Annotated in this window: 10 protein-coding genes; 4 read left to right on the forward strand and 6 right to left on the reverse strand. The window is 55.5% G+C overall.

Going from position 1 to position 13,408, the window contains the following annotated elements; all coding sequences use genetic code 11:
• Positions 1–8: 8 nt before the first annotated feature.
• From A8710_RS08740 to A8710_RS08760, 5 genes are all read right to left on the reverse strand, one after another.
• Positions 9–3,161 (reverse strand): efflux RND transporter permease subunit, encoded by a 3,153-nt coding sequence (locus A8710_RS08740; RefSeq protein ID WP_068859737.1) that lies wholly within the window; start codon positions 3,159–3,161, stop codon positions 9–11.
• Complete coding sequence (locus tag A8710_RS08745; protein ID WP_068859741.1) at positions 3,151–4,689, reverse strand: efflux RND transporter periplasmic adaptor subunit; 1,539 nt, start codon at positions 4,687–4,689, stop codon at positions 3,151–3,153. Before A8710_RS08745 ends, A8710_RS08740 begins: the two co-directional genes overlap by 11 nt.
• On the reverse strand, positions 4,686–5,960 hold the full coding sequence (locus A8710_RS08750) for a TolC family protein (protein ID WP_068859743.1): 1,275 nt from the start codon (positions 5,958–5,960) through the stop codon (positions 4,686–4,688). The genes A8710_RS08745 and A8710_RS08750 overlap by 4 nt, the downstream gene beginning before the upstream one ends.
• A 69-nt stretch (positions 5,961–6,029) precedes the next feature.
• Complete coding sequence (locus tag A8710_RS08755; RefSeq protein ID WP_068859745.1) at positions 6,030–6,389, reverse strand: hypothetical protein; 360 nt, start codon at positions 6,387–6,389, stop codon at positions 6,030–6,032.
• A 96-nt stretch (positions 6,390–6,485) separates the two neighbouring features.
• Positions 6,486–8,741 (reverse strand): hypothetical protein, encoded by a 2,256-nt coding sequence (locus A8710_RS08760; protein WP_157686370.1) that lies wholly within the window; start codon positions 8,739–8,741, stop codon positions 6,486–6,488.
• Positions 8,742–8,953: 212 nt separating this feature from the next.
• Between A8710_RS08760 and A8710_RS08765 the strand changes: the two genes are divergently transcribed.
• Both A8710_RS08765 and A8710_RS08770 read left to right on the forward strand, forming a co-directional pair.
• Positions 8,954–9,328 carry a hypothetical protein gene (locus A8710_RS08765; RefSeq protein WP_157686372.1) on the forward strand — a complete coding sequence of 125 codons (375 nt, stop codon included), beginning with the start codon at positions 8,954–8,956 and terminating at the stop codon, positions 9,326–9,328.
• Between the two features lie 134 nt (positions 9,329–9,462).
• Entirely contained in the window at positions 9,463–10,314 is an 852-nt protein-coding gene (locus A8710_RS08770; protein WP_068859751.1) for a sterol desaturase family protein, read from the forward strand.
• A gap of 19 nt (positions 10,315–10,333) precedes the next feature.
• Here the strand turns inward: A8710_RS08770 and A8710_RS08775 are convergent, their stop codons facing one another.
• Positions 10,334–10,990, reverse strand: a complete 657-nt coding sequence (locus tag A8710_RS08775; RefSeq protein WP_068859754.1) for a TetR/AcrR family transcriptional regulator — start codon at positions 10,988–10,990, stop codon at positions 10,334–10,336.
• 127 nt (positions 10,991–11,117) lie between these two features.
• On the opposite strand from A8710_RS08775, the gene A8710_RS08780 reads away from it, so the two are divergent.
• Both A8710_RS08780 and A8710_RS08785 read left to right on the forward strand, forming a co-directional pair.
• Entirely contained in the window at positions 11,118–12,575 is a 1,458-nt protein-coding gene (locus tag A8710_RS08780) for a flavin-containing monooxygenase (protein WP_068859757.1), read from the forward strand.
• Between the two features lie 11 nt (positions 12,576–12,586).
• Complete coding sequence (locus A8710_RS08785; protein WP_068859759.1) at positions 12,587–13,402, forward strand: SDR family NAD(P)-dependent oxidoreductase; 816 nt, start codon at positions 12,587–12,589, stop codon at positions 13,400–13,402.
• The last annotated feature ends 6 nt before the right edge of the window (positions 13,403–13,408 follow it).

Here is a 13,408-nt window from a genome sequence, read left to right on the forward strand (position 1 = left end):
AAGAGTTCCTAGGTAAGGTCCGGTAGCGAGGTATGGCCAGTAAGGGTTTTTTTTGCTCGAACTGCCTCGCCAAAACGCAGATAGAGACTGGGCACCACAAACATGTTCAGCGCTGTGGATGACAGCAAACCAAACAGGATAACCACTGCCATGGGGGCTTGAATTTCGCTGCCGGGCTCACCCGCCGCCAAAGCCAGTGGCACTAAGGCAAGACCTGCCGCCAGAGCCGTCATCAGGATCGGTACCAATCGTTCGCTAGCACCACGCATGACTGCCGCACGCGCATCAAGCACGCCCTCTACTTCTACGAGATGTCGGATGTGCGAGATCAGCATCACACCGTTGCGAGTGGCAATGCCGAAGAGCGTGATGAAGCCGATCAGCGTGGCCACAGACAGCACACCGCCCACGACATACATCCCGACCACTCCGCCAATCAGCGCCAGCGGTAGATTCAGCATCACCACCAGCGCATCTCGTGTTGAGCGAAAGGCGAGGTAGAGCAACATGAAGATGCCTGCCAAAACTAACGTGCCCAAGGCTGTCAGCGTTTGTGTGGCTTCACGCGCACTCTCGAACTGTCCCCCGTATTCGATGTAGTAACCGGTAGGCAGCTTCACCTCACGCTCAACACGAGTACGAATGTCTTCGACCACACTAGAGAGGTCACGATCAGCGACATTGGCCATGACCACAATCTTGCGCTGAACATTCTCTCGGCTCACCAGATTGGGGCCGCGATCACGTGTGATTTCAGCAAGCGCTGATAGTGGCAGACGGGCTCCAGAGGCGGTGGTGATCAACGTCGATTGCATCGCCTCAAATGAGTCGCGCACGACGGGATCAAAGCGCACCACGAGATCAAAGGTGGCTTGTCCTTCGAGAATCTTTGACACCGCTGTGCCGGCAAATGCCGTCTCAATAGCATCGGCGACCTCACGCATGGACAGCCCATATTGAGCCATTGCATCGCGGCGGAATCTGATCGTGATGAACGGGATATCAGCTTGCTGCTCTAGTGATACATCCACTGCGCCGGGTACCGCCGCCGCAATGCCTTTGACCTTTTCACCGAGTTTGCGTAGCTCATAAAGGTCTGCGCCGAAGAGCTTTATGGCGATGTTGGCACGAGTGCCCGAGAGCATGTGATCGATACGGTGCGAGATGGGCTGACCAATCACCACGCTCATCCCAGATACCGATGCGAAGTCGGTACGCAAGGCCGCTAGCAGCGCCGCTTTGTCACGATCCTTCATGGCTAGCGTGGTCTCGATCTCAGACGCGTAGATCTCTTGGGCGTGCGGGTCCGCAGGTGCTCGGCCCGTGCGCCGTGCCGTGGCGACGACTTCGGGTTGTGCCAGCAGGATGGCTTCAACACCCTGTGCCATCCGGTTGGACTCAGCCAGCGATGTGCCTGGCAGGGTGGTGACATTCACCGTCAGGCTGCCCTCATTGAAGTCCGGCAGGAAGGTCCGACCAGCGCCAAGCAGCGCAACCAAGGCCACGACCAGCGCAATCCCGGATACGCCGGCAACCAGCTGCCAACGCTCCAGCAGACCCGAGAGGGTGCGCTCATACCACGCCTTCATCTGCGTCAACAGACGAGGCTCATGATGCGTGAGCACCGTCGGGTCATTGAGCAGGAAGCGCTCGGCCAGCACCGGCGTAACGGTAATCGCCACCAGCAGCGACGCACTGAGGGCAACGACATAGGCAAAGCCCAAGGGAGCCAATAAGCGCCCTTCTACGCCGGTCAGGAAGAAGATCGGCAAGAACACCAGCATGATGATCAGCGTGGCGAACACAATCGAACCCTGAATCTCACGCGTCGCCTCGAAGACAACTTGTCGGATGGGCAGGCGCTCGGACTCGTCTAGGCTCAGGTTTTGGCGCAGCCGTCGCATGATGTTCTCAACGACGATAATCGCATCATCCACCAACGCACCCAACGCAATGGCCAGACCACCCAATGTCATTGTATTGAGAGATGCCCCCAGGGCATGAAGGATCAGAATGGCCACCATCAAGGATAGTGGTAGTGCCACTAGTGTCACCGCTGTTGCCCGCCAAGACAGCAAAAAGGCGAACACAATCGCGATCACTAGAATCACGCCATCCCGGAGCGCCGACAGCAAATTGTCGAGTGCTCGTTCGATGAAGTCTGACTGACGAAAGATCTTGGTTTCGATCTTCATGCCAGCCGGCAGGCTGCCCTTCAGGCTGGCAAAGGTCTCATCCAGTCGATGCGTCAATTCCAGCGTATTCACCCCCGGTTGCTTTTGAATGGCGAACACGACCGACGGCTTGCCGTTATGCGCGGCCGTGCCACGGACAACGCCGACACCCATGCCGACCTCTCCCAAGTGCCGCACCAGTACGGGCTGTCCAGCAACCAATGCGACTACCGACTCACCAATATCTTCCGGCTTTTGCAGACGGCCAAGGCCTTGAATCAGGTACTCCTGACCGCCTTCCTGATAGAAGCCTGCAGGCGCGTTCTGGTTACTCTCGCGCAGCGCTTTTAACACCTGATCTACGGTAATGCCGTAAGCGGACAAGCGCTCCGGGTTGAGTGTGACCTGATATTGCTTTTCATCACCGCCAATAGTCAGTACCTCGGCAACGCCGGGTAAAGCCAGCAGACGACGCCTAACAACCCAGTCTGCCGTGGTCTTGAGATCAGCGGCGCTGGCGCGATCAGAGGTCAGGGCAACAAACATGATTTCGCCCATGACCGATGCTGCGGGTGCCATCTGCGGTGGCGGCAAGTCAGGCGGTAGTGTGGAGCGAGCCAACTGCAGCTTTTCAGCCACAATTTGGCGTGCCTCACGCACCTCGACGCCCCAGCCGAATTCAACCGTGATCACGGCCAAGCCAACGGTGGTGCTCGAGCGCACACGACGCACACCGGGCGAACCATTCAATGCGGTCTCAATCGGGAAAGTGATGAGACTTTCCACTTCCGTGGGTGACATCCCATGCGCTTCAGCCACGACGGTCACAGCAGGTGCGGTGAGGTCTGGGAAAACATCGACGGGCATGCGTGTGGTTTGCCAAGCACCCCAAACCATAAGGAGAAGTGCTATCACGAAAACCAAGAGCCGGTTATCGAGAGACCAGAGGATCAGGCGAGAAATAACGGAAGAATGCTCAGTGCGCATGGCCGTGCCCCATGGCAGCGGGGGCTGTTGCTGCCAACCTGACCTGATAGGCACCTTGGCTCACCACACGCTCACCCGCTTTCAGCCCGGAGAGGATGGCCACCTGATCACCATCACGCGGACCTGACATGACTATCCGGCGTTCGAATGACTCCCCCTCCCGCATGACGAACACCACACTTTGACCGGCATCATCCATCAGTGCGGTTGCCGGAATGGCGACACCCTGATGGCCTGCACCACTGTAGAGTCTGGCACGTACACTCATCCCAGCTCGCAAACGGCCGCCCGGATTATTAAATTCAATGATGACGGGAACGGTTCGCGTGGTGGCATCGACCAGACCGCCATAAGCAATCAATCGTGCATTGCGACCCACATCCAAAACGATGGCTTTAGGGGCGCCATCGAGTGTGAAAAAAGCACCCGTCGGGGTAGTGATCTTGCCCAGATCGCTTTCGGCAACATGAGCCTCCAGCCAAAGCGTGTCTAGGGACGCGACATGGATAACCATCTGCCCCTCCGTGGCAGCAGAGCCGACGGAGCCGTTCACGGCCACAATCGTACCGGTAATAGGCGACTTCAGTGCAATGCCGCCAGCACCGCCTTGATAGCTGCTGGCGCGTTGCTGTGCAGCTATCAGTTCGGCTTGGGCTAATTTCAATTCGATATGTGCGTCATAGACTCGCTTGGCGGGAATGGCTTCATCAGCCAACAGTGCTTCCAGACGCTTGACATCATAGCGCCCTCGCTCAACCGCAATTCGGGCGCGCTGAACATCCAGTGCGAGGCGCGCTACATCCGTTTCACCCCCGAGACGCGGGACGAGGTAGGCCAGTACCTGTCCAGCCTTGACCTTCATGCCCACTTGCGGGAAACCGCTTGAGCCGGCGCGCAGAATGCCTGCACCTGGTGCTGTGAGCAGCGCCTCGCCCGATGCGCGAGGACGAATAACGGCGGAAACAGCGACAGAGTCTCGAATCGACTGATCGACTGCCGGCACCGTCGCGAATGGAATTTTCCATTGCTGCTCTTTCGTAAAGCTGATCAGGCCGGGCTCATCTTCCTCATGCGGCATGCCACGGGCGGCGCTGGCCGGATCATTAAAGACAACGACTTCACCCAGATCATGAATGCTGGTCTGAGCATCCGTGTAAAGCGTCATCGTTAGGTGTCGTAGCCCGGCATGCTGGGGAGTCAGGACAGGGCGAAAGATACCCGGTGTTTTGCTGACGGGGACTTCAATGCTTTCCTCGGGTAAGTCTCCGCCGCTCAACGTCACCACCAGCTTGCCTTCATTGACGGCCTTGAAATCTTTGAGCCAGGTCATGTGTGCAGCAAAGGCAGATGCTTGCCCCTTGACGAGTGCGGGATATTCAACAAAAAGCTCCGTGACTGCCGTGTAGTGAGTGACGGCAATGCCGGCACCATGGCCGTGATCATCATGCGCCTGTTCAACAGGGGCCGAGCAGGCACCCAACGCCATCATCAGTGCTGCGCAAATCACTGCTTTCTTAAATACGTTCATGGTGTGGCTCCAGCCAGCGAATCCAGTTCTATGCGAGCCTTGCGAGCACGAAGCTCTAGGTCCAGGGCAGTCAGTTCGGCATCCAGCTCGCCACGATAGGCATCGAGTAGTTCGAGCACCCCGGTCTCACCCGCGCGGTAGGCACGCTCGGCGATCCTGGACAGCACTTGTGACTCAGCTAAGGATTCCTGACGAAACTCCACGGCAGCGCCCTGCAACAGGTGCAACTGCTCCCAGAGGCCGTTGATGTCCGCCTCAGCCGTCGTCAGACGCAGGCTTTTCTCTGCCTGAATGGCACGAGATTGCGCGTCTAGGCGCGCCGCGCGCGGGCTGCCACGATCAAACAACGGCAGAGGTACTGCAAATGAAAGCGCCAGGCCTTTTTCGGAGCCTGTGGTGGTTTCAACTTCCTTCTGACCCACACCCACCGTGACATCCGGTGCCCAGCCACGACCGGCTGCACGACCCTCACGGGCATAGGCATCGGACTGCGCGCCCAACAGTTTTACATCGGCACGCTCAGGAATTTGGGCGATTAGCCATGGCAAGTCCGTTGCCGGTGACGGCAGTAGCTGGCCCACCGCTTGCAGCCCGGCGCTATCACTGGCCGCGACCAGTCCGGCTAATTGATGGCTCGTCCGAATGAGACTAGCTTCGGCTTGCTGGCGTTTTGCCTTGGCCATTTGCAGCTCGCGCTCCAATCGGCGTTTGTCATAGCCCGATACTTCGCCTGACTTGGCCAGACGTGTAACTGTCGCACTGGCTTTAGCGATACGGTCTTGCCATGCCTGCATGGCCTTGCGTGTTTGCTCACCCGCGAGTGCCTCAGCAAAGACCTGACGCACTTGGGTGGTCATGCTTTGGCGGTTAACGCCCTGTTCAGCGTGGGCGGCATCGACGCGTTTCTGCGCTCCCTCGCGCAGCAGTGAGCGTTTGCCTGACACATCCAGCGTCTGTGAGATTTTCCAGGTGGTTTCGGTGGTATTGCCAGTGGCTGCACGTGTTTGATCACGATCCATGGACACCACGGGGTTGGGCCAAAGACTGGCCTCTCTCACCGCACTTTCAGCGGCCAGAAGGTGCTGGCGCTCCATATCCACAACGGCAGGACGCATCAACGCACGAGTAATGGCTTGTTGCTCGGTAAGCATTTCGGCATCGGCGGCGGACGAGCAAGCGAAAACACACACCAGCAACATTAAGTGGGGCACTAAAACACCTGTTTTGTCAGCAGGTATCTGTTGTTTGCCCGAGGGGGTGTATCCCGACATAGGGGATCTCCTTCTCGATAAAACCAAAATAGACAGGCCAGCAAAACTAACCCGGCAGGATTTGAAGTCTTAAACGAGAAGGCTTAACGGGGGACGAAAAAGTCGATCAGGAATGGCGTGAGACATGCTGTCAGGCGGTGGTGCATTCAGCACCATCCGACCCGTGGGCGCATCGAAGAGTTGAATATGTGCAAGGCTTGCCGGCATATGCCCGAGCAAGTGACCCATCATGCTATGGGCATCAAAGTGTGTATCAGGTGAAGCTAGATCAGCGCCATCACCTATGTCTTCATGATGAGCACCCTGGTCGTGATGATGATCCAACACTCCCACATGATGCCCTGTACGCCCATCATGATCATGCACGATCACCATCTGCCAGCCGAGGCTGGGAGACAGAAAGGTGGCCAACATGAGCAAGAGCGTCATGCGGCAAATCAGATGATGAGTGAGCGTCTGCATAGGTGTGAGAAACTAGCACTGGCCTTGGGGCAACACAACCGATAGCGCAGGATGAAAACACCCTTAGTTTTTCAGCGGAGGCTGTTTTCTAGCCCGCTCCACTTTCGCCCAGCGCTGCAAATACGCTTCCGCCGAACGAAATACATACTTCAGTGCTTTCTCACCATCGGGCTGCATTTGGATATCGGCCAAGTAGTCGGGAAACAAGCCGTAATGCGCCACGCCATCCACATTTAAGTCGTAGACACGCTGCCCAGAAACTTGTTTGTCAAAAACCACGCGCCCGTCATAGGACTTGAACGGATATTTCAAAGGCTTAGTAGCCACATCTTCGCGTGGGCGCGCTTGAATATGCAGGCCATTAATGTCCGAACCCATGCCTGTTGCCAGCTCGCGCGTATTGCCAAAGAGCTTAAGGTGCAAGGCCTCCAAGTCGTTCACAAAGGTAATGAAATCCGTACTCGTACTATCGGGTAACTGGGAAATGAGCCCGCCGGTTTGCAGAATACGGTCGGAGTCTTTGGTTTTGGCAGAGACCTCCCCCGTGTGCCCGGAGAACACGGGCACGCCACGCGCTTGAGCAATATCAAAGATGCGATTGCGCGCCAAAGTGCCCGTGTGATCGGTCTCGACCCAAATCCCGTAGTCAATCAAGCGATGGATAAAGTGATCCCCCAGCGGCGTCAGCCCTCGGGCATTACGTTGGCATCCCGTGACGGGCTGCACCGGCGGCGGGTTTGTGAACATCAGCAAAATCGTGTCAAAAATGCTGCGTGACTCGACTTGGGCCTCATTCGGCTGAATGTTATCGGGGCCATCACAAGGCACGGTGGCGTATGGGTGACCGGTTTCCACTAAGTTCGCCACGCTATAAAGCGCATTCATGGCCGGCTCATCGGTCAGTCGCGTACCGCCAAAGGCGTTGTCCACGAGGTGGATCGGGAAAATGGCGCGTATGCCGCGTTCATACCACGTGTTCAGATCGCGCTCGATGGATGCCTCCGTGCAGTCCGGCCGGTCCAGAAACTCACCACAATCAAAGATTTTTTCATTTTCGGTACCGAGCACTACCGCCATCTGCCCTGACTCAATCACGCGTCTGGCTTCGGCCGAGCTGGTCACAATGCGGAAAAATCCTAGTCCGGGGCCACCCGCCTGAGCATCAATATAGTCTTGCAAACTCAGTACTAATTGCCGCTGCACCTCAATGGTTTCCATTTCATTGCAGTCGGTGCCTTTCAGCGGCCAGAGCAGGCAAAGCCCCTCGTTGGCCACCAAATGATTAACCATGAGGCGCAGCCCGCCCATCCAAGCGCGCTTAAGCCACATGTAATAGGTCTGCTGGTGAGTCTGGCCGCCATAACTCGGCCAGTCCTTAAACGTTGGCCAGCCCACCACATCATGTTGCGGTGGCCCTTGATTCGGATTAACCACCACATCCACCAGCGCCAGCTCCCCCGTTGGGCCATGGTTTTCTTCACAGCGACCCAAGGCATGGGCAACACCAAACTTATGAAATGGCTTGCCGTAACCTAAGCGGCCACCGAACATTTCATGTCCGCCTAAATGCATATGTGTTTCGGCATAGCCAAAAACTGTGCCATCCGGGTTACGGCCTTTGAAGGGCTCGCCTTGGGCATTAACGGATATCTCGGGAAAATCGGTGCAACCGGTGGCCGGAATAAAACGAAATTGACTGGCACCGAATTCAGCTAAAAGCCCCTGCTCGGTGACCACATTCACTACATCTAACGCGTCGGCAGCTCCACTGATTCGCCATTCCGAGCTGTCGTCCGGCTTGGCTTGCATGGCTAAGGATCGTCCGGCGCCCTCCCGCACAGCACCACTCACCACCAAAGACTGTGCGGTGACTTGCTCCCCGACCTGATCCACGCCATCTGCTACAGGGTGCACATCCGCATTCAGGTCAATAAAATCACCCAGACCTTCCACCGTCTGACCCAGCTGCTTCAAGATATTTTCTAACTGACTGGCAGGCACTTCTGCTGCCGAGGTTTGGCTGAGAAAGCGCTCTTTAGTATCAAAAAAAACGTAATGACCCAAACGCGTGGGCTTCATAAAAAAAGGCGTGGCGTCTGCAGGCTTCATCACTAAGGAGACCGAACCGGAGGGGCTCGTCTGAAGATAGCCACCCGTACCCTGATGTCGCGCGATGAAGCACTGATTGGCTAACTGATATCGGGGTTCTGCGGTGCGCATGGAGGGTGCCGCATCGGAGTTGCGGCTATTTGGGCGCTCGCTACCACAGCCCGCTACCACGATCGCGCAGGCAATAAATAGTAGGTTTCTAGTTCTCATGAATAGATCCTGCAATACAAAGTGATGAAACTCACTTGGTATTATTTTTAAGTTATTGTTTTAATTATATATATTGAAATTATATTTCAAATTAAATCCTAAAATAAACTATTTATGTAACTAAATCCAGCCAACGCATCTACGCTACGATGCCAAGAGACGAATCTACTGGGCATTTAGGCATGTGCAGCGGCATTGAATACGAAGGACAAATGCATCTCTGGAAGGACCCCGCTGTTCATCTGCCCATTCGCTTGCGTGATGGCTCATTAAAATGGGTACGCTGGGGTGAGCGTCACGGCATCGAAAGCCCCTTTTTCCAAGGCCCCTGCGCTCGCTTAGAGTCCATCCATGAGGGCAAGTGGAGCCGATTCAGTCCAGTTGCCGTAAAAATCGTGATGGACCGCTACATGGAACGCGACTTAAGGAACAAGCCCTACTGGGTGAAAGCGCCTGAAGGCGCCGTGCTGCAAGGCCTGCTCGCGACGTGGGGCGATGCGCAGCGGGTTTATGTTGTGACCACCGACACACCAGCCGAATTTCAACATGTGCAACCGCGCTGGCCTCGTGTGCTTGAATCGGCATGATCTGCAGATGAACTAAGCGCTTATGCCGCTTCCCGTTCCGTTGAGAAGCCACTTTGCTAATAGCACCCTGTGCCGTTAGGCTACAGCGCTTAGTACCCAAGCCACTAAAATAAAAATACTGTGGAGTGCTTAACATGAACGGGTTTCAAGCGGCCGCTGTGCTGGCCATTTTTGTCATATTCGCCGCCATTGAACTTAAACGTGGCCGCTTTTGGGCCAAAGAAGCAACGCAGGAAGATAAGTGGCTGGACGCCGTGGTGATGGTTGTTTTTCCCATCATGATCGTACCCACCATCTTTTTCACCAGCTACTGGCTAGGCACTCAACACTTTCCAGAATATCGCGATGCCCTCGCGCATTGGCCGTGGTGGGCCATGGCCGTCACCCTCCTGCTCGCCGACGACCTCACGCAGTACTGGTGGCACCGTATGTCGCATAGCACATGGATGTGGCCTTTCCATCGTGCGCATCACTCGGCAGCCTATATGGGCGTGCGCGTGGTCTACCGGAATAATTTCTTCTACTACGCAGTCATGCCCGGGCTATGGCTGTCTGGCGCTCTCGTATTCTTAGGGTTTGGCTGGATTTACGTGATTTATTCTGTCATCAAAATGGCCGTGATTGTGGGCGCTCACTCGGAGGCGCGATGGGATGAAGCGCTGCACCGGCACCGTTGGTTGCACCCTCTCGCCTGGGTTTTGGAGCGCACCATCTCAACACCCGCAACACACTACGCACATCATGCCTTGAGTCAGGATGACGGCATTGGGCATTACCAAGGAAATTACGGGAACCTTCTGTTTTTTTGGGACATTCTCTTTGGTACCGCCTTGATTTCCCGGCGCTACCCACCGGCTTTTGGCCTTCCCGATGATCGTCGCTTAGGCAGTGAGCGTTGGTATATCCAGTTTTTCTACCCGATATTTCGCTCTAAGCGAGCTGAAACGGTGCTTTCTGGACGCCCGGTTAAGGCACCAGAGAATTAATTAAGACCGGCCTTGTCAGTCATCGGCTCAGTTTCGCCTGCAGCAGCAATCCATTAAAGACGATTTTCAAGGCTGCAATCACCTCGTCACGAGGCTCTCGATAATGGGATAGCAGCCAATTCATGGCCGAGCCACTGACGGCACTGATGACTGCGCGAGACACTAAATTCGCTCGCGTATCGTCGGGTATCCATCGCGGGAAATTGTGCTGCGTTAATTGCTGAAGAAAGGTCACGAAAAACTGAAGCGATGCCGCATAGCGTTGGTCAATTCGTGGGCTGACTCCTAAGACCTCCAACCAAACCACGCGTGCTGTCACCGGGTCTTCTACAAACTTAAACAGGGCATTAAGCGCTGCCGTCACCATGGCATCCCAATCGCTTTTTTCATCCACCGCGTTTATGGCGGCAAGGACGTGAAGCTGCATCTGCCCAATGCGTTCGTCATAGACCGCTTCCAGCAGGTCCTCCATGTCCACAAACGACTCGTAAAAATACCGATCCGTTAAACCCGCGGCTTTGCACAGCGAACGCATATTGGTTTTTCGGTACCCCACGGTACCGAATAAGGTCAGGCCGGCTGCAATAAAGGCAGCGCGCCGACGTGCTTGGCGTACGTCTGGGGCTTCACCGCCATAGAGGCGTGAAGGCGCAATTTCTTTTGCAGGTACGTCCATGAGTATCCAAATCAACCATTCGTCAGTTCGCACTAGCATACGAAGAAAATAATTTGACGACAACTGTATTCAGATATAAATTGACAACACGCAACATCAGATAGCAATACATCGTCGAGGATATCCAATGCAGCAACATGACATCATCATTATTGGCAGCGGTTTCGGCGGCCAATGTGCCGCCATTAACTTGCTCAAGCGCGGCATCACGGACTTCCGTATCCTCGAGCGTCGCGACTTCATGGGGGGCACCTGGTGCCAAAACAGCTACCCCGGCGCGGCCGTTGATGTGCAGTCACCGCTCTACTCCATCTCTTTTGAGCCCTACAAATGGACGCAAATGTTCGTCGAGCAGGCCGAGCTTGAGGAATACACGAACTTCGTCATCGATAAGTACAAACTGCGCGAGAGAACCGAGACAAACTGCAATGTTGAGCAGGTGATCTGGCAAGCTGATAAGCAGCGTTGGATGATTGAGACCAGCGCCAAAGGGGTATTCGAAGCGCGTATTGTGATCAATGCATCGGGCCCATTAAGCACGCCAGTCATTCCGAACATCCCCGGTCGCGATAGCTTCCAGGGTGCAACCTTCCATACCAATCACTGGGACCACGACGTCAGCCTGAAAGGTAAGCGCGTGGCCATTATTGGCAGTGGTGCCTCGGCCGCTCAGGCCATTCCGGCCATCGCGCCAGAAGTGGGTCACCTGCACGTATTCCAGCGCACACCTCACTGGGTCATGCCTCGCCCAGACCGTAAATTCTCCGGCTGGCAACGCACACTGCTCGGCATCAAGCCGCTGCACAAAGCCCTGCGCTCGCTGATTTATTGGGAACTTGAAACCCGTGTGATTGGCTTCAAATACTCTTCTTGGGGGCTGAAGCAGTTCGCCCAGAAAGTCGCACTTCGGCATATTGCGAAACAGATCAAAGACCCCGAACTTCGCGCCGCCGTCACGCCGGACTACACCATTGGTTGCAAGCGCATTATTTTGTCGAACACGCTTTACCCTGCCCTGTGCCGCGACAATGTATCGCTACACACCAAGGGATCCGGCATTGCCGAAATCACCCCAACCGGCATTCGTACTCAAGATGGCCAGGATATTGCGCTTGATGTCATTGTCTACTCCACGGGCTACGATGCCACCGACGGTGTGATCTCCTACCCTGTCACTGGGCGTACCGGCTCCACGCTTCAGCAGCAGTGGGCGGAGTTCCCACGCGCCTATTTAGGGACAACCATGCCGGGTTTTCCAAACTTCTTTGTGGTCACCGGCCCGAATACGGGCATCGGCCATACCTCGGCGATCTTCGTCATTGAAGCGCAGATGAACTACATCATGAAGAGTATTGATGCGCTCAAGCAGGCGGGCAAACAAGCCATTGAAGTGAAGCCCGAAGCCGAAGCCAACTACACTCAAATGATCCATGAAGAAATGAAGCAAACGGTATGGAAATCTGGCGGCTGCAATAGCTGGTACCAATCCAAAAGCGGTCACGTCATTGCGATGTTCCCGGGCTTCAGCTTCTCCTACCGGCAAATGGCCAATCGTTTTAAGCCCCAACATCACCTGTTTACCTGAGGAATCCGAACATGTCTTTAAAGGATAAAGTCGTCGTTATTACCGGTGCGGGATCAGGCATGGGGCGTGCTTACGCGAAAGTGTATGCTGCGGCTGGCGCACGCTTAGCACTGAATGATTTTGATGCCGCGAGCTTGGCAGAAACGGTTGCGCTGCATGGTGGAAAAGACACATTAAGTGCCGCCTTTGACGTGTCTGATCGGGAGGCTATGTTTGGCTTCGCTGAAGACGTGATGCGCGCCTTTGGTCAAGTGGATATCGTAATTAATAATGCGGGTGTTGCCGGCGGAAACAAGCCCGTTTGGGAGCTCTCCGTTGCCGACATGGAACGCACTCTGCGCATCAATTTCTATGGCGTGGTGCATGGCACACAGGCTTTTCTGCCGCACATGCTCGCCGCGGGCAGTGGTCAACTGGTGAATGTCTCTAGCATTTTTGGGCTGGTAGGCGCCCCGTTTAGTGGTGATTACTGCGCCAGCAAATTCGCTGTTCGCGGCTACACCGAGGCTCTCATGGCCGAGCTACAAGATACTGGCGTGACGGCTCATCTCGTACACCCCGGCGGCATCGCGACCAATATTGGCAAAGTAGATGGCCAGGAACTTGAGTTCTCTAAGCATTATCTGGTGACGCCGCCTGAAGCGATTGCGAGGCATGTGTTACAGGCGCTGTTGAAAGGTCGCGCCAAAATTGTTTACGGCAAAGATTCGTTCAAAACCTGGGTGGGCTCAAACCTTGTACCGACCGGCCTGATGGCTAAGCTCGTCTGGCGCGACATCAAGCCGGTATTAGACCTCGCGCCCTACAAAGGCCTGCGTAAAAAATAGAGATCA

This window comes from Perlucidibaca aquatica (assembly GCF_001676655.1).
In the GTDB taxonomy this organism is placed as follows: domain Bacteria; phylum Pseudomonadota; class Gammaproteobacteria; order Pseudomonadales; family Moraxellaceae; genus Perlucidibaca; species Perlucidibaca aquatica.